Origin of the sequence: Niallia sp., assembly GCF_031978665.1 — a bacterium.
In the GTDB taxonomy this organism is placed as follows: Bacteria; Bacillota; Bacilli; order Bacillales; family Cytobacillaceae; genus Niallia.
Genome location: NZ_DALZDK010000046.1, coordinates 16,349 through 36,843 on the forward strand (window position 1 = coordinate 16,349; position 20,495 = coordinate 36,843).

Consider the following 20,495-nt stretch of genomic DNA (forward strand, 5'->3'; position numbering starts at 1 on the left):
AAGTTAGCATGGGCATGAAAAGGTTGAAAGTCATTGAAACATGACTGGAGGGAATAAGCTATGTCAGGACAGAGTAGTGTTAAGATGCAAAATATCTCAGCTGATACGGAGTATATAACTTTAAGTATAACAGGTATGACCTGTGCAGCTTGTGCAAGCCGGATTGAAAAAAATATGAGTAAAGTCCCCGGTGTTCATAAGGCAAACGTGAATCTTGCGACAGAAAAGGCATCCATCGTATTCGATCCTTCTAAAGCAACAGTTGAAGAGTTAATAGCAAAAGTAAAAAAGACTGGCTACGGTGTGCAAGAAGAAAAAGTTCAATTAAATGTTATTGGCATGACTTGTGCAGCTTGTGCAACTCGCATTGAAAAAGGACTTAATAAAATTGAAGGAGTAACAAGGGCAACAGTTAATCTCGCAACAGAAAAAGCTAGTGTCGAGTATATTCCTGGAAATGTTAATGTTGATCAATTAATTAATGCTATAAAAAAAGCTGGATATGATGCAAAAGTTATTGATGGGACAGACGAAGACTATGAACGTAGTGCCAGAGAAAAAGTATATAAAACGCAAAAAATGAAATTTACTATTGGGGCCATTTTATCCATTCCATTTTTAATACAGATGATTTCGGATTTTTCAATGGAATATGGCAATGGCGGATTCTTTCATATGAACCCGTGGCTTCAATTTTTACTAGCCTTACCAGTCCAATTTTATGTAGGGGGACATTACTACCGAGATGCTTTTAATGCTGTACGTGGTGGTAGTGCAAATATGGCTGTGCTTGTTGTACTGGGCACCTCTGCTGCATTTATTTACAGTTTAGTTGTTACAATGATGGGAACAGGACAATTCTTATATTTTGAAGCTGCAGTAATTGTTATGACTTTAATTATTCTTGGGAAATTACTGGAGACTAGAGCAAAAGGTCAAACATCTGAGGCTATTAAAACACTCATGGGACTTCAGGCTAAAACAGCCAGAGTGGTACGAAATGGTGTTGAAATGGATATACCAATTGAAGATGTTCAATTGAGTGAAATTATCTTTGTTCGTGCAGGAGAAAAAATTCCAGTTGATGGCGAGATTATTGAAGGAAGTACATCTGTAGATGAATCAATGTTAACAGGTGAAAGTATGCCTGTAAGCAAAAAAGCTGGTGACACCGTGATAGGAGCCACAGTAAATAAACATGGTTCTTTTACATTCAAAGCAACAAAAGTTGGAAAAGATACGGCATTATCGCAAATTATAAAGCTGGTTGAAGAAGCTCAAGGTTCAAAAGCACCTATTCAGCATCTTGCTGATAAAATTTCAGGTATATTTGTTCCAATTGTTATCATAATTGCTTTAGTTACATTTGCTATTACCTATTTCCTTTTAGGGTTTACACCTGCACTTGTCAGTACAATCTCAGTTCTTGTAATTGCATGTCCATGTGCATTAGGGCTGGCAACACCAACTGCTGTGATGGTTGGAACTGGAAAGGGAGCAGAGAACGGGCTTCTAATTAAGGGAGCTGAACACCTTCAAAATTCACAACGCGTTACAACAGTAGTCCTAGATAAGACAGGTACAATTACTAAGGGTGAACCAGATGTTACTGATATCATTACTTATGGAAATTATTCAGAGGAAGAACTGTTGAACATTGCAGCCTCAGCTGAAAAAGGTTCGGAACATCTACTTGGAGAAGCAATTGTGAATAATGCAAAAGAAAAAGGTTTACAGCTTCAAGACGGAAGGAATTTTACTGCTATTCCCGGCCATGGAATTCAAGTGGAAGTTGAGAATCAACTTGTATTAATTGGTAATAAGAAATTAATGATAAAGAATAAGATAGGAATAAACGACATTTTTGTGGAAATGGAAAAACTTGAGAGTGAAGGGAAAACGGCTATGATGATGGCTGTTAACGGTAGTCTTGCCGGAATCATTGCAGTAGCAGATACAGTAAAGGAATCATCTTCAGAAGCGATTAAGCGTATGAAAGATTTAGGTATTGAAGTGATTATGATTACTGGTGACAATCGACTTACGGCTGAGGCTATTGCAAGACAAGTTGGAGTCGATCATGTGCTTTCGGAAGTTTTACCGGAAGATAAGTCTGCAGAAGTTGAAAAGCTAAAAAGTGAGGGAAAGGTAGTCGCGATGGTTGGGGATGGTATTAATGATGCTCCTGCACTTGCTGCGGCAGATGTAGGTATTGCCATTGGTACAGGGACAGATGTGGCAATCGAAGCAGCTGATATTACTCTAATGAGAGGCGACTTGATGGGGATTGTTGATACACTTCGTTTATCAAAAGCAACAATGAGGAAAATACGACAAAACCTTTTCTGGGCGTTTGCATATAATGTGGTACTGATTCCTGTTGCGGCATTAGGTTTATTAAATCCAATCCTTGCAGGTGCGGCAATGGCATTTAGTTCTGTATCAGTTGTAGGTAATACATTGTTTCTTCGTAAATGGCAACCAGTGCGTTAAATTAAGACGACCCAAGAGGGTCGTCTTTTTAGAGTCTATTTAAAATTATATTTGTAATGTGAATATAGAAAAATGCACAGAATCTGCAATTGTTTTGGATATACTATAAAACAAAAAAGGAGGAATGTGGTAATGAAGAAAGGAAAATTGATTCTTTTATTTACTTTAATGACAGCTCTATTCTTAGTACTTGGTGCTTGTTCTAACGATAACACTGGTACGACGAACACAAACGAGAATCAAGATAATATGAATATGGATTCTGATTCTCAAGAAAGCATGGATCATAGTGATATGGATATGTCTGGTTCTGGTGAAGTTCCAGAAGGTTTGAAGGTTGCAGAAAATCCAACTTATCAAGTTGGAAGTAAAGCTATTATTGAATCCGATCACATGGAAGGGATGAAGGGTGCTGAGGCAACTATTGTAGGAGCTTATGATACAACAGCTTATGCAGTTTCTTATACACCAACAACAGGGGGAGAAAAAGTCACGAATCACAAATGGGTCATTCATGAGGAACTGGTTGATGCAGGAGAAGCCCCTTTAGATCCAGGCGCAGAAGTAAAAGTTAATGCATCCCATATGGAAGGGATGGATGGGGCAACAGTTGAAATCGATACAGCTGAGCAAACAACAGTCTATATGGTCGATTATAAATCAACTACAACCGGAGAAACAGTGACAAACCACAAATGGGTAACAGAAAGTGAACTATCACCTGTTAAATAAAAATTTATTCTATAGGTTGAAGAAAGTAAAGAAGGAATTGTGAGAAAGGAATTACCAGGATTTTCAATATATATTGGCAAAACTTGTACTCAAAAGCGAGAAATAAATATAACGAACTCCATAAGGGAAGAAAAAATGATTAAAACTAAGGAAAAATAAGCAAAGAAACCAATCTGCTTCACATTAAGCAGGTTGGTTTTTTTTGTTGAGACCATAGAGCTTTTGAAAATGCATAAATTCTGCAAATCATTTTGCTAGTATTTAATAAATGTTTCACTAAGGATATATGAGTTTTATATAAATAAAAGAATAGGTGAACCTAATTGAAAAACGATAACAATGAAATCATTAGAAACAGATATAATCGTATTTCTGTTATATATGATATTATGGACCGAATGATTAAGGAAGAGTGGAGAAAAGACTTATTATCACAGGTTACGGGAAAAGTCCTAGAGGTTGGAATTGGAACGGGAGCCAATTTACCGTTCTATCCTTCCAATATACAAAGTTTAACCGGTGTTGATTTTAGTAGAGGGATGTTAAAATATGCGAGGGAGAAAATTGAGGAAAACATTTGTGAATTTCCAATTGAATTAGTGGAAGCAGACATTCAAAAGATGCCTTTTCCCGATCATTCATTCGACTCTATTGTTTCAACCTGCGTATTTTGCTCAGTGCCAGATCCTCTCTTGGGACTGAAAGAACTTACAAGAGTATGTAAACCTAACGGACATATTTATATGTTAGAGCATATGCGTAGTGAAAACAGGTTAGTGGGTACTGTAATGGATATACTTAATCCCTTAACAGTTCGTCTGTGGGGAGCTAATATAAATAGAAAAACGTTAGAAAACATAAAGTATTCAGGTCTTAACATTGTGACTGATACACCTTTAATGAGTTCAATTATGAGAAGTTTAACAGTTTCGAAATGAACTACATCTGCAGAGATTTAAGCTTGGCTCCTGTTTCATCTTGTAGTGGTTTTAATATGTTATTCTTATCGGGTTCTTAGGCTCAAGTTATACTGTTTATCTTATAGGAAATAAGGAATCGATTATACAACGAGCGCCTTATTATGTATTTATTATTAACTATTGCAAACATCAATTTAAATTCATTACCAATGATGCATCGAGTATATCAAAAGGGAGGGAAAGACTATGAATAATAAAGCATTTGTAGCTATTTTGGCAGTTGGATTACTTCTAACTGCCTGTAGTTCCTCAAATGAAATAAAAGAATCACAGGAAATGGATGACAATTATAATATTGAGCATGTACATGGTCTTGCTTACTCGTCAGATAATTCTATCTATATAGCAACCCATGAGGGATTAATTGTTTCTTCAAACGAGGGTGAAAAGTGGAAATTTGCTGGAGATGCTGATTTAGATTTAATGGGTTTTCACATTCAATCGGATGGAACAATGTTGACAAGTGGACATCCAGGTGAAAATTCAGATTTACCAGATCCAGTGGGATTACTTGAAAGTAAAGACAACGGTAAGAATTGGGAAAGTATAGCATTAAAAGGAGAAGTTGACTTTCATTTACTGACATCTAACGAATCTAATCCTGCAACTATTTATGGTGTTATTCAAATGGAAAGCGGTAATTTTGAATCTGGCATTTATAAGAGTATTGATAAAGGAATAAGTTGGGATAAGTTGGGGGTTTCAGGTCTTCCAAAAGACTTACACGAGATTTATGCACTAGTTTCATTATCAAATAATGAAAATGTTCTAATTGCAGGAACTAGTGAAGGGGTCTTTAGATCAGAAGATGGAGGACAAACGTGGAAAATCGCTGATGAGAATCGAATTATTACAGCTATATCAGCAGTTCCGAATTCAAAAGAGCTTATTAGCTACTCTATCACTGAAGAAGAGGCTGGAATGATGAAAAGTGAAGATAATGGCCTAACATGGGAGAAAATTAGTCTTGATCTTGGAAAGGATGCTGTAGCATACTTTGCTGTTCAACCAAACCAAACTAATAAAATGGTAGCTGTGACATTTGAAAATAATTTATTGATTAGTTCAGATAACGGTCTGAATTGGAGGGAAGTAATGGAAGGAGGTAAGCTGAAAAATTAATACAAGGTCGGTTATTGATGATTAAAAGGGAAGAAGTGTTTCTTCCCTTTTAATATAACTTGGGTTCTTTACGGATTTTAAATTAATACAAAAGAAGAGAAGTATAGATAAAAGTAAACGATCTGGGCTTAAAGTGATTCAAACTCTGAAGAGTTTCTTGATATTTTTACGTTTTGTGAACCTTGATATATTTTGCGGATGGAACGTTTGAAATTACATTTAATTATTTTTCCTTAATGCGAGCCTTACGGAAATGTAAACAACTATCCCAAGAATGAAGTATTGGATAAGTGTTACAAAGAGTCCCAATCCCATCATTCCAAATCCGTATCCCATCATCTCTATCACCTACTTATAGGTTAGTATTCATCATATTTTCCTGATTTGTACCCTGCATCATGTTCTCATTTTCCATCATGTTTTCTGCATCAGTACCCTGCATCATATCTCCGTTTTGCATCATATTTTCTGAGGAACTTTGGCATGAGTTATACATTTTTTCTTGTTCTTCAGCTGTTAAATTGGGATGCATTTTCTTAATATACGGTTTCATTTGTTCAAATGTATAAGCCCCGTTATTATCGGTTACTTGAGCAAATGTATATGTCCCTGCACCTAAAAGAAATGTTACCCCTAAAATTCCCACCACTAATTTTTTCAATTTCAACATCTCCTTTCTTGCTATTAGAATACTTCTTATTCATGGAGAACGTATGGAGAAGTTATGTGGAAGTTATGAAGATTGTTATCCCATTTGAAAATATCATAAGATACAAAAAAGGGGGTAAAAATATAGAGTGAGGTGTATATTTCCAAAAAGGAAAAGAAGTAGGGAAGGCAACAAATATTGTTTTCCCTGGCTAAGATCTACATCCTTCTACATCTTTGGAATAAATAATTTAACACCAATGCTAGAAACATAATTCCAGCTAATCCCCATTGCCATTGCGAATTTAAATTTAATACATAGACAACTGAATAGGCTTCAATGATTAAAGCTGGTATTTTACCAATTGTACTTGCAAATCCAAACCAAACTAAGTTCATTCGGCTTATTGATGCAGTAAGAGTAACCACACCAGAGGGTACAAAGGGTAGGATTCTAAGGAAAAGCACAATGAAGAAAGCCTCAATACCAGCTGATTTCTTCAATCTTTTAATAAACCGAAATCTATTTATATGGTTCTTGTTTAGAAGTTTACTAACTCCTTTCCGATAAAGAATAAAGCTTACAATGGCCCCAGCTGCTTCTCCAATGATTAGGAGGATTATTCCATACTTAAAGCCGAAAAAGCTAATAGTAGCAAATGTGATAAAGCTACTTGGCAGTACTCCGATTAGTGCAATAGCGATATTTAATCCAATGCTCACGAATGCAGCAAACACTAAATTTTCAGATAGTAATTCAAAAAGAATATGTCCCACAAGTGCTAATCCTTTTTAGTCCATTTATAACCAACGCCCCACACAGTAGTAAGTGTATCCTCAGCGGCGAATCCGGCTTTTCGAAGTTTGTCACGTAAGTTTCTAACATGCGAATCAATTGTCCGGTCTTCTGTAGAAACCCCATACCCCCAGATAGATGTAATTAAATGTTCCCTAGTAAATACTTTATTTGGATTCTGCAAAAATAAACTCATCATCGAGAATTCTTTTGGTGTTAAAGAAATTTCTTTTCCATTAAAATGAAGTTGAAAGGAATCTAAATCTAATGTGAGACCTGAAAAGAAAATCTTTCCTGTTGAACTTCCTTTTCGGCGTAATACGGCCTCTATTCTAGCGGTTAATTCATCTTCATCAAATGGTTTGGAAATATAATCATCCGCACCAATATTGAGTCCCTTTACGATATCTGCCTTATCACTCATAGCGGTAAGCATAATGATCGGAGTATCGCCCATTTTTCTGATTTCTTTACATGCTTCCAGTCCATTCATTTCAGGCATCATAATATCTAATAGAATTAAATCGACAGAATGCCCCTTTAAGTGAGAAAGGGCTTCAAACGCAGATTCCTTTTTTACGCACCGATACCCTTTTGGTGATAAATACAAGGCTAATAAATCGAGCATCATTGGCTCATCATCGACAAGTAAAATGGTTTTCATCTTCTCTATACTCCTTTAAATATGATTTCGAAAATAGTTCCTTCATTTTCCTTACTATTTACTATTATTTCAGCACCATGAGCATGAACTAGCTCTTTTACTATGGCAAGGCCCAATCCTGTTCCGCCAAGTGATCGAGTTCTGGATTTATCGACTCGATAGAAACGGTTAAAAATATAGGGAAGATCCTTCTCTGGTATTCCTTTACCGTTATCGCTAACAGATAAGTGGATGTTATTTTTGTCTTTCCATGCAGATAATTCAACATGACCCCCATCATGAGAGTATTTCATTGCATTATCAAGTAAGTTCAAAAGAATTTGCTCTAATCGCAATGGATCTGCCTGCAATAATAAGTCCGCTTCGCATGACATATTAAAATTCATCTGTTTTTCTTGAAATGCAGGCGTTAGTTTTTGCTTTATATTAGCTAAATATTTTTGCAGCGCAATGCTATCTTTATTAATAACAAATGAATTTTGGTCAATTTTTGCAAGTTTAAATAATTCCTCGATTAATTGCGACAAACGACTTGTTTCATCTATGATAATTTTTAAATATTTCTCTCTTTCTTCTTCAGATAAGTCTCGTTTATGAATAATATCAGCATACCCCTTGATATAGGTAAGTGGAGTACGCAGTTCATGAGAGATGCTTGCTAGAAATTCATTGCGTTCCTGTTTTAAGTAGTTTAAGTCTGTTGCCAGCAATTCAATTGAGTGTGATAAATCTCCTAACTCATCATCTGAAGCTCTCGGTAATGTAACGGAGAAGTTTCCTTTGCTAATTTGCGAGGTTGCTTCTTTCATTTTGATGAGTGGCTTCGTAATGGCTTTTGACAGAAAGATAATAATTATAAACGTGAGTATGACGGCAACCCAGCCAGCTAAAATAAAGTGTTCATTCAAACGGCCAATCAATGTTTTAATTGATGAGGTTGGCTGCAACATATATACATATCCTATTAGCTGTTCTTCTTTGGAATAGACTGGGCTAACTGTCGCAATATATGGTTCTTCAGTCCAATTATCTTCAATGATTTCCCCGCTTTTACCTATTGTTGACGAAGGTATTTGAATATACTTTTTTAATGAGAGAATTTCTGAGGATGAGTTTAATACTTCCCCATTTAAATCTGTTATGACCACATCTGTATCTGATTCTGATTCCATAAGAACAACGTGATCAATGGTGTCTTGATCAAAATGTTTTTCAAGAATAGCTCGATGTGAGTTTCCTCTAGCCTGAAGAGCCTGTAGTTCTTCTTGCACTCTCGTTTCAACAATGCTTTCATGAAGAAAGAAAAACATAAAGGTCATTAACCCAAACATAATGATAAAAAATATTACCCCAAGTTTAACGGAGAGTTTTTTCACTGTTATTTCCCCTATTCTCAATTAAGTATTTCTAGTTTACTTTAAAAGTTTGAAGAAATGATGCAGAAAATAAAGCATATTTCCCCTATTTATTAGGTTTCTTTTATCATCTCCATATATATTTATTTAGCCAATTATGCTGTGAAGCTTTACTCAATAGTTAATTTATTTGGAAGGAAGTACTCTCATGATAATGTGAGTTTTCCTTCATTCGGATATTTGTAATAATAAGCGAAAAAGTCGTCTGTTTAAAATTAGAAAAGTATGAAGAATATGCGCAGTCTACTATCTATAGATTTTCATATGATAGTAAAAAATACTATAAATGGATGTGAGAATATGAAAGAAAAAAAACTAAAAATTATATATATAATTCGCATACAATTGGTATATTTTGTTCTATTACTATTTATTTTTCTAATTCCTGTCCTTGTTATTTTTATAGATATGAAAGATCAATTCTCATCATCTATTTTTAATAAAACTAGCGAAAATATATCTTCAGATTTTTTTATTTATCTAATGTCCAGTGAAATTGCACAACTTAAAATAGTTGCTGAAAAAGAGAAGAAGCCATCTGTTTCCCGAATCCTGTTTACGTCAGGAACAAATATTTGGCCAGAAGATGTGAGAACATTTCTTGGAAGGGAATTACCTGGCTTCTACTCGTTTAACACAGAGATAGCAGTTGCGGGAACAGGAACAAATTTGACAAGTTTACCTATAGAGTCGGCACCACCAATTGAGGTATTGTTAAAAGAACGGGAAGTAGCAGAACAGGAATTAGCTTCTAAAACATCTCCAAAAAAGGAAGAGTTGACGTTACCGAATAAAAATGTAGCATACATTTATCATTCACACAGTTGGGAGGCATTTTTGCCATTACTAAACGGAGGAACTAACTTAAATGAGGCAGCAAGTTTTAATGAAAATGCTAATGTGATAGGGATTGGTAAGAAGCTAAAGGCAGAACTTATTGAAAGAGGGATCGGAACAAGCCAAAGCACTGCTAATGTAACAGAGGAATTGAAAGAGAAGAATTGGAATTATAATAATTCATATCAACTGTCGAGAGAATTAGTTCAAGAGGCTATTTCAACAGAACAATCTCTTACATATTTATTCGACATACACAGAGACTCACAGCCTAAGAAAATAACCACTATCATAATTGATGGAAAATCATATGCTAGATTATTCTTTATTGTTGGAAAGGAGAATAAAAATTTTGAGGAAAATTTGCATTTTGCAAAAGAATTAAATCAAAAACTTGAAGAAAAGTACCCAGGTATAAGTAGAGGGGTTTTTATAAAAGGTAAAGATGAAGGGAATGGAGTTTACAATCAAGACTTAACAAATAAATCAATGTTACTTGAATTTGGTGGAGTTGAGAATAATATGGAAGAACTGAATCTTTCTGTTGAAGCCTTTGCTGATGTATTTAGTGAATACTATTGGAAGTATGAGGAAGTAAGTGAAGGGATACATCAATAAGTAAAAAACAGGGCGGTTACTACATTTTACACATTATGAGATATTTATGTACCATTGTCAGATTCGTGAACACGAGATGCGGGGATGATGGCATTTAAAGAAGAAAAGAATGGATTTAGAGGAACTTAGCAACATGCTTAACGGGCAGATGCTTTCACATATAGAGTATAGTGAATAAATTAACTGCCCGTAAAAGTCTGATGACTGCTGCTTAGCAGAATATATCGGGGTTACCGTAATAATTGGTGCTTATATTGCTGGGATAGCTTAGTATATCGGGCTTCAAACACGAAGTTTTTGAAAAGGTTGAAACAATTAATTATCCTATATTTGTGCCCATTTCTTTACATCTGCAATTATTCTTATCTCTAGTGTTATAGGTTATCCCATCGATAACCTACTGACCAAACAGTTAGTAAGTGTTGATCAATCGGAAAATGATGATCTCTTAGTTTGTCTCTAATATTTCTCACATAAGAATGTACTGTTCGCGAATGAATAGCTCTACTATTTCCCCAAAGTGCAAGAATCAATTCCTTATGTGTAATTACTCTGTTAGGATGATTTAAAAAATAACCAAGGATCATATATTCTTTAGGTGCAAGTTTTATAGATTGATCTAGAAATTTTATATCAAAAGATCGGTCACTCCAAGTCAATCCGTTTAATTGTACTTTTTCCAGAGTTTCATTACATCTTGTTATAAGAGCGTTAACTTTTGCAAGAAGAATTTCTTTATCAATAGGATTTATAAAGCAAGCATCAGCACCGTTTCTAAGTGCTTTAACAATTGTATCCTTTTGTCCAGTAGTAAAAACCAATATGGTGGGTATTGTGGAAACGTTACATATTTTATTTAAGAAGGTCCAATTAAACTCGTTCTTAGAAGAGGCTGAAATGAACAATAGATGATATTTATTATTTATAATGCAATTTAATACTTCAGCCTCAGAAGTCCTTTTAATATAATAAAAATGATCGTTCTTAAAGAAGAGATCCCAATTTTCAGCTGATTCTTTTTGATCGAAAATGACTACCTTTTTCACAGATACATCCCCCCTCAATGGTGTTTCTAGTATACAAATAAATTATGTAAAAACAGTGCAGAGAGTATTATTGATGGGGATTGCAATAGTTGATGTTGCACACAGAGTTATATCTTATTTCTGCATATTTTTTTTAACCTTTATTAGTAAAATAGGTTTTGACTATGGAATATATAAATTTCTAAAGGAGATTTCTATGTTTTTATTTTTTTATAACTGGGGAGTCAAACGGTAACATATTTTCCTGAGCAGAGTTAAGTAATAAAGAGCGTTTAAAATAACAAAAGGGAGAGAAAAGAATGTATGATCTTTTTAGTCAGTTTAGCTATTTTCTGGGTGAGCCTTTCCTTCGTTTAGCGAGAAGTAGTGAAGATGTTCCGCTTTTATTTGCTTTCATGTTAGGATTAGTTGGAGCTTTGGCACCATGTCAATTTACAGGAAATTTAGGCGCAGTCACTTTTTATGGAAATATATCTATTCAAGGTAGAATGCAATGGAAGCAAATATTTTTCTTTGTTTTAGGGAAAATAACCGTTTTTACATTAATTGGTCTATTTGTTTGGATAGTTGGAAATGAAGTTAAATCGGTATTGTCACTTTATTTTCCTTGGTTTAGAAAAATTGTAGGACCAATGTTAGTTTTTATTGGACTCTACTTGCTTAGCATCATTAAGTATAATAAATTCATTTCTTTAGGGGGAATTCCTGAAAAATTATTTAGGAAAGGCAATCTAGGAGCTTTTTTAATGGGAGTTAGTCTTACACTTGGATTTTGTCCGACTATGTTTGTACTTTTTTTCGTGACATTGATGCCTATGGCTGTAACTGTTTCATACGGACTGTTTCTGCCAAGTATTTTTGGACTAGGTACGTCTTTGCCATTACTATTAGCCCTTTTCTTGCTATGGAATTTCGAATTAAACGATTCTGTAATGAAAAAGACGGGAAGAAAGATTGGTTCGGTTGTTCAAAAAATAGCAGGAATATTTCTACTTGTTCTAGGAATGCTAGATACAATTACTTATTGGGGTATATAAGCTTAATAGGAAGTACTAATAATCATTCTGTTAGTCTGAATCTTAGAATGGTGCTTCCACGGAACTTTAAGGGATGATTTTTCAAATGCTTGAAATAACTTCTACAGAAGGTAATCTATGAAGAAATAAAAATGATATTAAAATAAATTGGTAAGCTGGGCTTATATGTGTGGGGAGAAGTTTACACATATAAGCCCATATTTAATCGATAGTATCTTGTCTGATTTTGTAGCTTGAAATAAAGTTTTATTCGATTAATTTCAAGGTTTATTTATAACAGTCTGTCTATTTTTAGACTTAATTGATTGTGTGAGACCTTTCCATAATATATGAAGCATGATAACTATAAGATATGCTTTGCCATTTAAATATTAATTATCTTCCAGAAAAAGTGAAGTTGATATTTATCTTTCACTGAATCTAGTAGAAATTGCCACTTTTGAAGCTGCAGCAAGAACTGCTCCATAAGAAAATCTCCATCCAAAACCCCTCTTCTCTTGCTAGTTTTCTTCATACGGTAAATGCTTCTTACTTTGTATCTTTACAAATTCGTAATAGATATATAAGTATTCAGTATCTTAGGAACAAAACCTTCGCGAATCCCCTGAATTTTATGAGGTCTGGGTCCCGCCAGATAATACAGGAGACGATTCAGGTTCAACAGAAACGGAACTAGGGAAGATTTTCATTTCTTGATGGCTTCTGTTATCCCAGTACTCCTTCAGTCAGTATAAGCTCTGCTCCAAATGCTTTTAAGAGTTTTCATCTTTCTACGCTCATAGTCTCTGGCATGACCAGAATGCATTGTATTGATAACCTTTAATAGCTGATATACTGCAGTACATTCCAAAAGAATACTATATACACATCTAGAGGATAATTTAATGAACTAACTATTAGTTTTATAAATCGTAAAATTAACACCTATTCAAGAGAGAGCTTTCTCCATAACTTCCACATAAGTTGCTCATAAATTCTACATTCGTGAGATGTAAGATGAAAATATGAAAGGAGAGATAAAACAATGATGGGATTAGGTCATGGTTTTGGAATGTTTGGAATGGGAGGTGGATCGATTATGATGATTTTAATAGTTTTGTTAATAGGTTACCTTTTCTATTTAGGAATGAACAATCAAAAAATAGGTATTCATAATAGCAACCAGCAAGTAACAAGTTCAAGTGCATTAGAAATTGCTAAGTCCAGACTTGCTCAAGGTGAAATTTCTTTTGAAGAATTTGAGCAAATCAAGAAAAGTATTTTATAAGAACTGCTATATATAAACTATTCAAAGGAGATTGAATTGATATGAATATTATTAATGGAATTCTAGCAGCATCATTAGCTTTTACTGGAGGAACAGGTTTAGCTTTATTTTCAGATAAAGATACTCCAAATCAAAATACAGTGATTCAAGAACAAAGTGGTAATTATGATCAAATGGTAGAAATGATGGAATCAGGCGATGTTGGAAGTATGCAAAAATACATGGAAGAAGGGAATATGAATTCTGACGAGATGCAAAAGCTCATGGAAGAAGGAAATATGAACTTTGGTCAAATGAAACCATATATGAGTGAAATGCATCCTAATTTAGATAATCAACAACACGAAGAAATGTACAAAGGGATGCACGGAACGGGTGGTTCTTCTCAAAGCAGCAACTTTAGAGGAATGGGAAATTTATAATTATCACTTCAAGCAGGTCGATAATGACCTGCTTCCCCAAAAATATGAATATTGGAGGAATCTAAGATATGTTTTTATTACTAATTTTAGCTGTGAGTTTTTATCTGTATAAAACGGGTGAACTACAGAGATTATTTAATCAAATTCAACCGAAAGAAACGAACAGCTCAAACGAACTAAAAGAGGTTATCGATTATAGATATGCATCCGGTCAAATCTCAACGGAAGAATACAATAAACTAAAAGAATTGTTATAAAACAAATTAACTAATTATACACACGAAAGGAGAAACTAAAATGATGAATGGAGGACATATGGGTTCCTTTGGAGGTAGTAGTGGTGGGTCTTATGGTTATAATGGAATTCCATCAGGGTTTAACTCATTTGACATGATGCTTAATGGATATTTTATGACTATTTTAATGTTTATTCTGATCGGGGTGGTTCTGTTCTTACTGCTGCTTAGAAACCGGAAACAACAAACTAGAGTTTCATCCATTAAAATGAATCATACTACAGTCATTAAGGCCGAAGAGGTTGCTAAGTTACGCTATGCCCGTGGTGAGATTTCACATGATGAATTTCAATCCATACTACAAACGATTAATAAGTAGGAGGTGAAATGAATGTTATACGTAATGATAGATGGAGATTCATTATTAGTTTGAATTTTACGGATGTTTTTTCTGAATCAACCCATTTTAATACTATTAAATGTGGCGACCAAATACATAAAGGTCGCCACATTTAATTTAAGAAGCCATTTTCCTACAAACTTCTGCACATTTACGGCAGGATTCTGCGCATTTTCTACAATGTTCAGCATGTCCATGTTGTTCACAAATTTTTCCGCAAGCATCACATATTTCAGCACAAAATAGGCAGATTTGTTTTGCTAAAGGACTATCTGATTGCATTGCTTGTGCTGCTAATGCACAAATATCAGCACACTCTCTGTTATAACGAATACATTCCGCCATCATTTTTACATCATCATCTTTTAAACAGGCATCATAACAACCATTACATGCCTCCATACATTCAAGACATGCCTTGATGCATTCTTCATAGGTCATTTGCATATCATAATCCTCCTTGCATTTAATACCGTATTATCATCTCCTTAAATAGTAAAAATATGAAAAATTTTTTAATCGTAAATTTATAATGCCGTCATATAGTTGTTGAGTTTCTTGCTTCAAATTCTTTTGGCTACATCTACAAAAAATTTAATCAATGTTCAATGAATTATATTAGGTCTTATTCTACTTTGAATTGACCCATCATTCCAGCATCTTCATGTTCAAGAATATGACAATGGTACATAAATACACCTGAATGATTAAAGGTAGCAATGGCTCTAACTTTTTCGCCCGGATAAACGAGAATGGTGTCTTTCCATCCCATTTCGTTTTCAGGTGGTGGATTCCCATCACGATCTAGAATTTGGAATTGTACGCCATGAGCGTGAAATGGATGAGCCATTCCACCCATCATCCCCATCCCACTATCATTGGAAATTTCCCAGATTTCTGTGTCATTCAGATTTACCTCTTCATCAATTCGGCCCATATCCATTTGTTTACCATTGATATTTACACTTGGACCCATCCCTTGAAAAACAAATTGTCTTGTTTTTACTGCACGATCAGGGTTTACTTTTTCAATGGTGGTTAACTTTTCAGGAATGGTGTATTCTTTTGGATTTTCACTTTTTATAACAAACTTCATAAACGCTGATCCTTGATTCAATAATTGAACCGTTTCTCCTTTTTTCAAATCTGAAAAATCAACAAGGATTTCTGCTCTTTCTGCTGGGCCAAGAACGATATTGTTCATTTCTGACGGCTTTTCAAGGAACCCGCCATCACTAGCAATTTGATAGAAGGTTTGGTTATTGCTGAGGTTTAATTCATAAACGCTTGCATTGGACCCATTCAATAAACGAAGTCTCACCATACCCCTCGGTACTTCCAAAAATGGATGAACTGCTCCATTTACAATCATTGTGTTACCCTGTAGCCCGTTCATAACATCGTGCATTCCCAACTCGTATTTAAAACTTCCGTCCTTATTAAATCTTTTATCTTGAATGATCAGTGGGACATCATTCACTCCATAGTCTTTCGGAATATCTAAACGATCAGAAACTTCATCCTCAATAAAAAATAATCCTGCTAATCCGTTATAGACCTGCCTCCCAGTTTGTTGCTCAGGGTGGGGATGAAACCACAAAGTAGCTGCTGGCTGATCTATCTTGAATTCCGGAGACCATGATTCTCCCGGTTGAATCCCTGAGTGTGGTCCGCCATCCTTGTCGCCATCAACTTCAAGACCATGCCAGTGGATAGTTGTTATGTCACTATCTAAATTATTTTTTACCTTTACAGATACCTCTTCACCATTACGAACCTGAATAACAGGGCCTAAATAATCGCCATTATACCCCATCGTCTTTGTTTCTTTTCCGGCAATAAACTCTTTTGTAGAGTTTTGGGCAGCTATTTGAAATTCCGCTTTATTTGGATCAGAATTTTTATCTTTTAATAATGGCGGTATAGGGAGAGGGGATTCTTCTGTTTTAATAGGTTGATCATCAGATGGCTGATTCATTGATAGATCCGGTAATTGACCGGGCATATCTCGACCTTGTATGAAAAAGAGAAAGACTCCTCCCAAGACTATTATGATACATGCAATGAAGATGCCGTAGTTTACTTTCATTAATTTTTCCTCCTTCATTTATTAGTTTGAACTTAACTAGTGTAATGCCGTACATAATATTTACTTTTTTAATAAAAATACTAAAAGAACATCTATTTATAAACTGTTTCAATGCTAGCTTTCCATAACAGATTTTAATTATCAGTATTATACGTAAAATTTGTTGTTTGTAACAGAAGTCACGATATAAAGGAGGAAAGATTAATGATGGGTTTCCCCGGAAACGGCATGATGGGAAGTTACTTTTGGGGTTTTGGACTTGTGGGATGGTTAATTAATCTTCTTGTTATAGGCGCTGTTGTCTATATTGCTGTTAAATTAGCATTAAAAAATAAAAAGGATTAAATAAATTATCCAAAACAAAATCTTTTCGAAAATAAAAACCAAAACAGGTGGAGGATTTTTATGGAATTCCATTATACAGTCATTACGAATAAAACAATTGATGCAGCTATATCATCAATTGAACAAAATTTAAAAGAAAATAAATTTGGCATCCTATGGCAGCTTGATTTAACTGCTACCCTACAGAAAAAAGGAGTACATAGTTATACTTCACCTTATCGAATACTTGAAGTTTGTAATCCTGTAGAAGCTGCACGAGTCCTTGGTTACAATGCATTAGTTGGATATTTCTTGCCTTGTAAGATAACTGTCTATGAAAGTGATGGGAAGACTAAAATCGGACTTCCAAAACCAACGGCTATGATTGGTTTGTTAAATGATCCCGAATTGAAATGCATTGCAGAGAGTATTGAAGAAATACTTATCAACGTGTTAGAAAAAAGTAAATAAGTGCCTTATTGGTAAGAAAACATAAAACAGGTTTGTGGAATGTTCTACAAGCCTGTTTTTTATTAATTTATAATCTATCTTGCTGATATATGTGATTTAACAGTTAGTATTATTACTCCCCAAGAATAGTTATATTCTAGGATGATGGCCTAATTTAAAGTTAAATGGAATCATTTTAAGCTTTACAATATTAACAGACGGTGTGCTTTCACTGTACATACTCAGTATGTAGTGTGTTTTTATTTGAGTTGTGTGGAATTTATGGAGATTATCTTTTTTATCAAAGAAGATGATAATATTCAATTAAGAGGTGATACCAATGACGAAAATTCTTGTAGTTGATGATGAAGCAGTAATTCTAGAAGTATTAGAGGCCTATTTTGAAAAGGAAGGATGGGAAATTCTTTTTGCTTCTAATGGAATTGATGCACTTAAAAAAGTGAAGGAAAAAAATCCAGACCTTATCGTTTTAGATTTAATGCTACCAGATATTTCTGGTGAAGAAGTATGTAGATTGGTTAGAAAAGTATATAACACTCCCATTATTATGCTTACCGCCAAGTCTACAGAGGATGATTTAATTAATGGAATCGTAATTGGTGCAGATGACTATGTAAGAAAACCATTTAGTCCAAGAGAAGTGGTCGTAAGAGTAAAAGCTTTACTAAGAAGAACACGGCAAGGGGTAAATATAACTCAGAGCAGCTTTAATAATCATAAACTTATAATTGATTACGTGAAAAAAGAAGTAAAGCTTGATGGTAACATACTTGCACTTACGCCAAATGAATATAAATTGTTAATTACCTTAGCGAATTATCCTGGAAGGATATACAGTAGGGCCGATTTGTTGGAAAAAATTCAAGAAGATGGTGCCTATTTTGAAGGATATGAAAGAAGTATTGATACTCATATTAAAAATTTAAGAAAGAAAATAGAAGATGATTCTCGTCACCCTGAGTTTATCATGACTGTCTTTGGAATGGGATATAAGTTTGGGGGAGAAAAAGATGAAGCTAACACTTAGGTCCAGAATTTTAATTTATCTCTTAATTGTTTCTTTTAGTGGTATATTTATTACAAGCTTTACGATATTTTTTGGCGTTGAAAACCAGTTTACCGATTATTTAGAGAAAAATAGAGAAGAAAATATTCAGTTAATTAAAAATAATGCACTGAAACAATTTAACGAGACAGGAGAGCCGTTCAATCAAAATTTGAACTATCAAATGCATGAACAGGCCATGTCGGAAAATTTATATTATAAACTTTATGATGCTAACGGGAACTTATTGCTAGATACCACTTCTGTGAGTTCCATGATAGGAATGATGAATGGTCATCATTCTTCCATTGATTTAAATAATTACGAATCATCTTCTTATCAACTAAAAAGCAACAATCAAACAATCGGGAACTTAACAGTCTATTATCAGGAAAAACTAATTGGTGAAGAGGTAGACTTTTTAAAATCAATAAAAAGAAATATTTATCTTGCAGTATTTGTTATTGTTATTTTATCGATCTTATTCAGTTTATTACTTTCTAATAGATTAACATCAGGTTTTAATAAATTAATCAATGCCATTATTGACATACGTAATCATCAATGGCGAACTAAAGTACCTATTGATGAACTGACAACAGAAATGAAGCCTTTAGGAGAGTCCTTTAACCAACTTGCGGAATCCTTGGCAAAAGAGGAAACGCTTCGAAAACAGTTTACAGCTAATTTTGCACATGAACTTAGAACACCATTAGCAACGTTAAGAAGTCATATTGAAGCTTTCCAAGATGGAATTTGGGAGCCAAATGCCAAAAGACTGGAACAATGCCATGAAGAACTGATGCGATTGGTGCGGCTGGTGAATGAATTAGAAAAATTAATGGCAGCAGAAAATCCTCAGATTAGATTGAATAAAACAAAACTGGAGGCTGGAAAAGTTCTATCTTTCATCAAGAATCAATTCAATCCGTTGTTTATGAAAAAGGGAGTCGATTTAAAGGTAGTACCATCGACTGAGCAAATTTATTTCTTAGGAGATCATGATAAAATCATTCAAATATTAACTAATATTGTAAATAATGCTCTCCAATATACACCGAAAGGAAAACAAGTTTCAATCCTTGTCAATAAAAAAAATGATCAAATTACTTTCATTATTAAAGATGAAGGGGAAGGAATTAGTGAAGATGATTTGCCGTTTCTATTTGAAAGATTTTACCGTGGAGATAAATCACGTGATCGAAAAACAGGTGGTATTGGGATTGGGTTGTCAATTGTAAAGGCGCTTGTAGAGGCTCATCAAGGAGAAATTAAGATAGAAAGTGAACTAAATGTAGGAACAGCCGTGGAAGTACAGTTTCCGAAGCAGTAGGGATTAAGCCAAAGGACTTAATCCCTTTTATTTCTTAACCAATTTAAAAGAAAATTTAATTCACATAGATTCTTCCTAACTTACTCATAAGATTTGTCAATGTTGTATCGGTTTTCTGCTATTTTAATACTTCGAATATGTGCATTGTCCAAATAATAGGCTCACCTACATAACCAGTAGAGTATCTTCTTAATTTAATCATTATTGATTTATAGGGACCATAAATTGCTTCGAAGTAACTTTTAAAACGTTCTGGTGTTAGTCCTACAATGTAAGGGATAACTGGATCATTGCAAACGTCCCAATAGAAGTGAACGACAGAATAATCTTCATCTATATCATACAGTTCGCACTGATTGAAATGAGATAAGTTATTTATAATATAGACAAAAAGCTTTTCAAATTCATTAATGAATTCGTGTGTGTACACTCCACCCCCAGCTTTAAAATCTTCTCTTGTAAGTAACTCAACTTTCGCATACCAAATTAGGCAGGTAAGCTCTGATATAACTAGGCAGAC

Annotated in this window: 22 protein-coding genes and 2 pseudogenes; 15 read left to right on the forward strand and 9 right to left on the reverse strand. The window is 34.3% G+C overall.

Features of this window, described 5'->3' with window-relative positions; translation table 11 throughout:
* The first annotated feature begins 60 nt into the window (after window positions 1–60).
* The 4 genes from RTL21_RS20580 to RTL21_RS20595 all read left to right on the forward strand — a co-directional run bounded on the left by RTL21_RS20580 (window position 61) and on the right by RTL21_RS20595 (window position 5,327).
* Window positions 61–2,493 (forward strand): heavy metal translocating P-type ATPase, encoded by a 2,433-nt coding sequence (locus RTL21_RS20580; protein WP_312098653.1) that lies wholly within the window; start codon window positions 61–63, stop codon window positions 2,491–2,493.
* Between the two features lie 132 nt (window positions 2,494–2,625).
* On the forward strand, window positions 2,626–3,225 hold the full coding sequence (locus tag RTL21_RS20585; RefSeq protein WP_312098654.1) for a YdhK family protein: 600 nt from the start codon (window positions 2,626–2,628) through the stop codon (window positions 3,223–3,225).
* A 323-nt stretch (window positions 3,226–3,548) separates the two neighbouring features.
* Entirely contained in the window at window positions 3,549–4,163 is a 615-nt protein-coding gene (locus RTL21_RS20590; RefSeq protein ID WP_312098655.1) for a class I SAM-dependent methyltransferase, read from the forward strand.
* A gap of 228 nt (window positions 4,164–4,391) precedes the next feature.
* The gene (locus RTL21_RS20595; protein WP_312098657.1) at window positions 4,392–5,327 is read left to right on the forward strand and encodes a F510_1955 family glycosylhydrolase; all 936 of its coding nucleotides are present in this window, start codon (window positions 4,392–4,394) and stop codon (window positions 5,325–5,327) included.
* 352 nt (window positions 5,328–5,679) lie between these two features.
* Here the strand turns inward: RTL21_RS20595 and RTL21_RS20600 are convergent, their stop codons facing one another.
* The 4 genes from RTL21_RS20600 to RTL21_RS20615 form a co-directional block, all read right to left on the reverse strand.
* On the reverse strand, window positions 5,680–5,988 hold the full coding sequence (locus RTL21_RS20600) for a hypothetical protein (RefSeq protein WP_312098659.1): 309 nt from the start codon (window positions 5,986–5,988) through the stop codon (window positions 5,680–5,682).
* Between the two features lie 206 nt (window positions 5,989–6,194).
* Entirely contained in the window at window positions 6,195–6,752 is a 558-nt protein-coding gene (locus tag RTL21_RS20605) for a TVP38/TMEM64 family protein (RefSeq protein WP_312098661.1), read from the reverse strand.
* A 5-nt stretch (window positions 6,753–6,757) separates the two neighbouring features.
* Complete coding sequence (locus RTL21_RS20610) at window positions 6,758–7,435, reverse strand: response regulator transcription factor (RefSeq protein ID WP_312098663.1); 678 nt, start codon at window positions 7,433–7,435, stop codon at window positions 6,758–6,760.
* Window positions 7,436–7,440: 5 nt separating this feature from the next.
* Complete coding sequence (locus tag RTL21_RS20615) at window positions 7,441–8,811, reverse strand: sensor histidine kinase (protein ID WP_312098665.1); 1,371 nt, start codon at window positions 8,809–8,811, stop codon at window positions 7,441–7,443.
* A gap of 522 nt (window positions 8,812–9,333) precedes the next feature.
* Here RTL21_RS20615 and spoIIP point away from each other — a divergent pair.
* Complete coding sequence (gene spoIIP, locus RTL21_RS20620) at window positions 9,334–10,305, forward strand: stage II sporulation protein P (protein WP_312098667.1); 972 nt, start codon at window positions 9,334–9,336, stop codon at window positions 10,303–10,305.
* Between the two features lie 211 nt (window positions 10,306–10,516).
* Window positions 10,517–10,646: pseudogene (locus tag RTL21_RS23270) on the forward strand (sodium:proton antiporter); the annotation flags it as partial.
* 33 nt (window positions 10,647–10,679) lie between these two features.
* Here RTL21_RS23270 and RTL21_RS20625 read toward each other — a convergent pair.
* Window positions 10,680–11,351, reverse strand: a complete 672-nt coding sequence (locus tag RTL21_RS20625; RefSeq protein ID WP_312098669.1) for a response regulator transcription factor — start codon at window positions 11,349–11,351, stop codon at window positions 10,680–10,682.
* 299 nt (window positions 11,352–11,650) lie between these two features.
* Between RTL21_RS20625 and RTL21_RS20630 the strand changes: the two genes are divergently transcribed.
* The gene (locus tag RTL21_RS20630; protein WP_312098671.1) at window positions 11,651–12,388 is read left to right on the forward strand and encodes an urease accessory protein UreH domain-containing protein; all 738 of its coding nucleotides are present in this window, start codon (window positions 11,651–11,653) and stop codon (window positions 12,386–12,388) included.
* A 559-nt stretch (window positions 12,389–12,947) separates the two neighbouring features.
* On the opposite strand, the pseudogene RTL21_RS23275 reads toward RTL21_RS20630, so the two are convergent.
* Window positions 12,948–13,053 (reverse strand): annotated as a pseudogene (locus tag RTL21_RS23275) (cysteine synthase A); the annotation flags it as partial.
* A gap of 359 nt (window positions 13,054–13,412) precedes the next feature.
* Between RTL21_RS23275 and RTL21_RS20635 the strand changes: the two are divergent.
* The 4 genes from RTL21_RS20635 to RTL21_RS20650 all read left to right on the forward strand — a co-directional run bounded on the left by RTL21_RS20635 (window position 13,413) and on the right by RTL21_RS20650 (window position 14,692).
* Window positions 13,413–13,655, forward strand: a complete 243-nt coding sequence (locus RTL21_RS20635; RefSeq protein WP_312098673.1) for an SHOCT domain-containing protein — start codon at window positions 13,413–13,415, stop codon at window positions 13,653–13,655.
* 41 nt (window positions 13,656–13,696) lie between these two features.
* Window positions 13,697–14,077 (forward strand): hypothetical protein, encoded by a 381-nt coding sequence (locus RTL21_RS20640; protein WP_312098674.1) that lies wholly within the window; start codon window positions 13,697–13,699, stop codon window positions 14,075–14,077.
* A 92-nt stretch (window positions 14,078–14,169) separates the two neighbouring features.
* Window positions 14,170–14,334, forward strand: coding sequence for an SHOCT domain-containing protein (locus tag RTL21_RS20645; RefSeq protein ID WP_312098676.1), 165 nt, complete (start codon window positions 14,170–14,172; stop codon window positions 14,332–14,334).
* 40 nt (window positions 14,335–14,374) lie between these two features.
* The gene (locus tag RTL21_RS20650) at window positions 14,375–14,692 is read left to right on the forward strand and encodes an SHOCT domain-containing protein (RefSeq protein WP_312098678.1); all 318 of its coding nucleotides are present in this window, start codon (window positions 14,375–14,377) and stop codon (window positions 14,690–14,692) included.
* A gap of 138 nt (window positions 14,693–14,830) precedes the next feature.
* Here RTL21_RS20650 and RTL21_RS20655 read toward each other — a convergent pair whose 3' ends face one another.
* A complete protein-coding gene (locus tag RTL21_RS20655; protein WP_312098680.1) occupies window positions 14,831–15,160 on the reverse strand; it encodes a four-helix bundle copper-binding protein in 330 nt (109 codons plus the stop codon).
* A gap of 178 nt (window positions 15,161–15,338) precedes the next feature.
* Window positions 15,339–16,802 carry a multicopper oxidase family protein gene (locus tag RTL21_RS20660; protein WP_312098682.1) on the reverse strand — a complete coding sequence of 488 codons (1,464 nt, stop codon included), beginning with the start codon at window positions 16,800–16,802 and terminating at the stop codon, window positions 15,339–15,341.
* A gap of 204 nt (window positions 16,803–17,006) precedes the next feature.
* Here RTL21_RS20660 and RTL21_RS20665 point away from each other — a divergent pair, with 204 nt between their 5' ends.
* The 4 genes from RTL21_RS20665 (at window position 17,007) to RTL21_RS20680 (ending at window position 19,975) form a co-directional block, all read left to right on the forward strand.
* Complete coding sequence (locus RTL21_RS20665; RefSeq protein ID WP_312098684.1) at window positions 17,007–17,147, forward strand: SHOCT domain-containing protein; 141 nt, start codon at window positions 17,007–17,009, stop codon at window positions 17,145–17,147.
* Window positions 17,148–17,207: 60 nt separating this feature from the next.
* The gene (locus tag RTL21_RS20670; protein ID WP_312098686.1) at window positions 17,208–17,597 is read left to right on the forward strand and encodes a DUF302 domain-containing protein; all 390 of its coding nucleotides are present in this window, start codon (window positions 17,208–17,210) and stop codon (window positions 17,595–17,597) included.
* Window positions 17,598–17,916: 319 nt separating this feature from the next.
* A complete protein-coding gene (locus RTL21_RS20675; protein ID WP_312098688.1) occupies window positions 17,917–18,624 on the forward strand; it encodes a response regulator transcription factor in 708 nt (235 codons plus the stop codon).
* The gene (locus RTL21_RS20680; protein ID WP_312098690.1) at window positions 18,608–19,975 is read left to right on the forward strand and encodes a sensor histidine kinase; all 1,368 of its coding nucleotides are present in this window, start codon (window positions 18,608–18,610) and stop codon (window positions 19,973–19,975) included. The genes RTL21_RS20675 and RTL21_RS20680 overlap by 17 nt, the downstream gene beginning before the upstream one ends.
* A gap of 118 nt (window positions 19,976–20,093) precedes the next feature.
* Here the strand turns inward: RTL21_RS20680 and RTL21_RS20685 are convergent.
* The coding region (locus tag RTL21_RS20685) for a hypothetical protein (RefSeq protein WP_312098692.1) at window positions 20,094–20,495 on the reverse strand (402 nt) is incomplete at its 5' end.

Coding starts and splice junctions, on each gene's coding strand:
- RTL21_RS20660 (WP_312098682.1), bottom strand. CDS start 16,802: ATGAAAGTAAACTACGGCATCTTCATTGCATGTATCATAATAGTCTTG.
- RTL21_RS20580 (WP_312098653.1), top strand. CDS start 61: ATGTCAGGACAGAGTAGTGTTAAGATGCAAAATATCTCAGCTGATACG.
- RTL21_RS20585 (WP_312098654.1), top strand. CDS start 2,626: ATGAAGAAAGGAAAATTGATTCTTTTATTTACTTTAATGACAGCTCTA.
- RTL21_RS20670 (WP_312098686.1), top strand. CDS start 17,208: ATGGAATTCCATTATACAGTCATTACGAATAAAACAATTGATGCAGCT.
- RTL21_RS20635 (WP_312098673.1), top strand. CDS start 13,413: ATGATGGGATTAGGTCATGGTTTTGGAATGTTTGGAATGGGAGGTGGA.
- RTL21_RS20655 (WP_312098680.1), bottom strand. CDS start 15,160: ATGCAAATGACCTATGAAGAATGCATCAAGGCATGTCTTGAATGTATG.
- spoIIP (WP_312098667.1), top strand. CDS start 9,334: ATGTCCAGTGAAATTGCACAACTTAAAATAGTTGCTGAAAAAGAGAAG.
- RTL21_RS20640 (WP_312098674.1), top strand. CDS start 13,697: ATGAATATTATTAATGGAATTCTAGCAGCATCATTAGCTTTTACTGGA.
- RTL21_RS20650 (WP_312098678.1), top strand. CDS start 14,375: ATGATGAATGGAGGACATATGGGTTCCTTTGGAGGTAGTAGTGGTGGG.
- RTL21_RS20595 (WP_312098657.1), top strand. CDS start 4,392: ATGAATAATAAAGCATTTGTAGCTATTTTGGCAGTTGGATTACTTCTA.
- RTL21_RS20630 (WP_312098671.1), top strand. CDS start 11,651: ATGTATGATCTTTTTAGTCAGTTTAGCTATTTTCTGGGTGAGCCTTTC.
- RTL21_RS20680 (WP_312098690.1), top strand. CDS start 18,608: ATGAAGCTAACACTTAGGTCCAGAATTTTAATTTATCTCTTAATTGTT.
- RTL21_RS20675 (WP_312098688.1), top strand. CDS start 17,917: ATGACGAAAATTCTTGTAGTTGATGATGAAGCAGTAATTCTAGAAGTA.
- RTL21_RS20610 (WP_312098663.1), bottom strand. CDS start 7,435: ATGAAAACCATTTTACTTGTCGATGATGAGCCAATGATGCTCGATTTA.
- RTL21_RS20665 (WP_312098684.1), top strand. CDS start 17,007: ATGATGGGTTTCCCCGGAAACGGCATGATGGGAAGTTACTTTTGGGGT.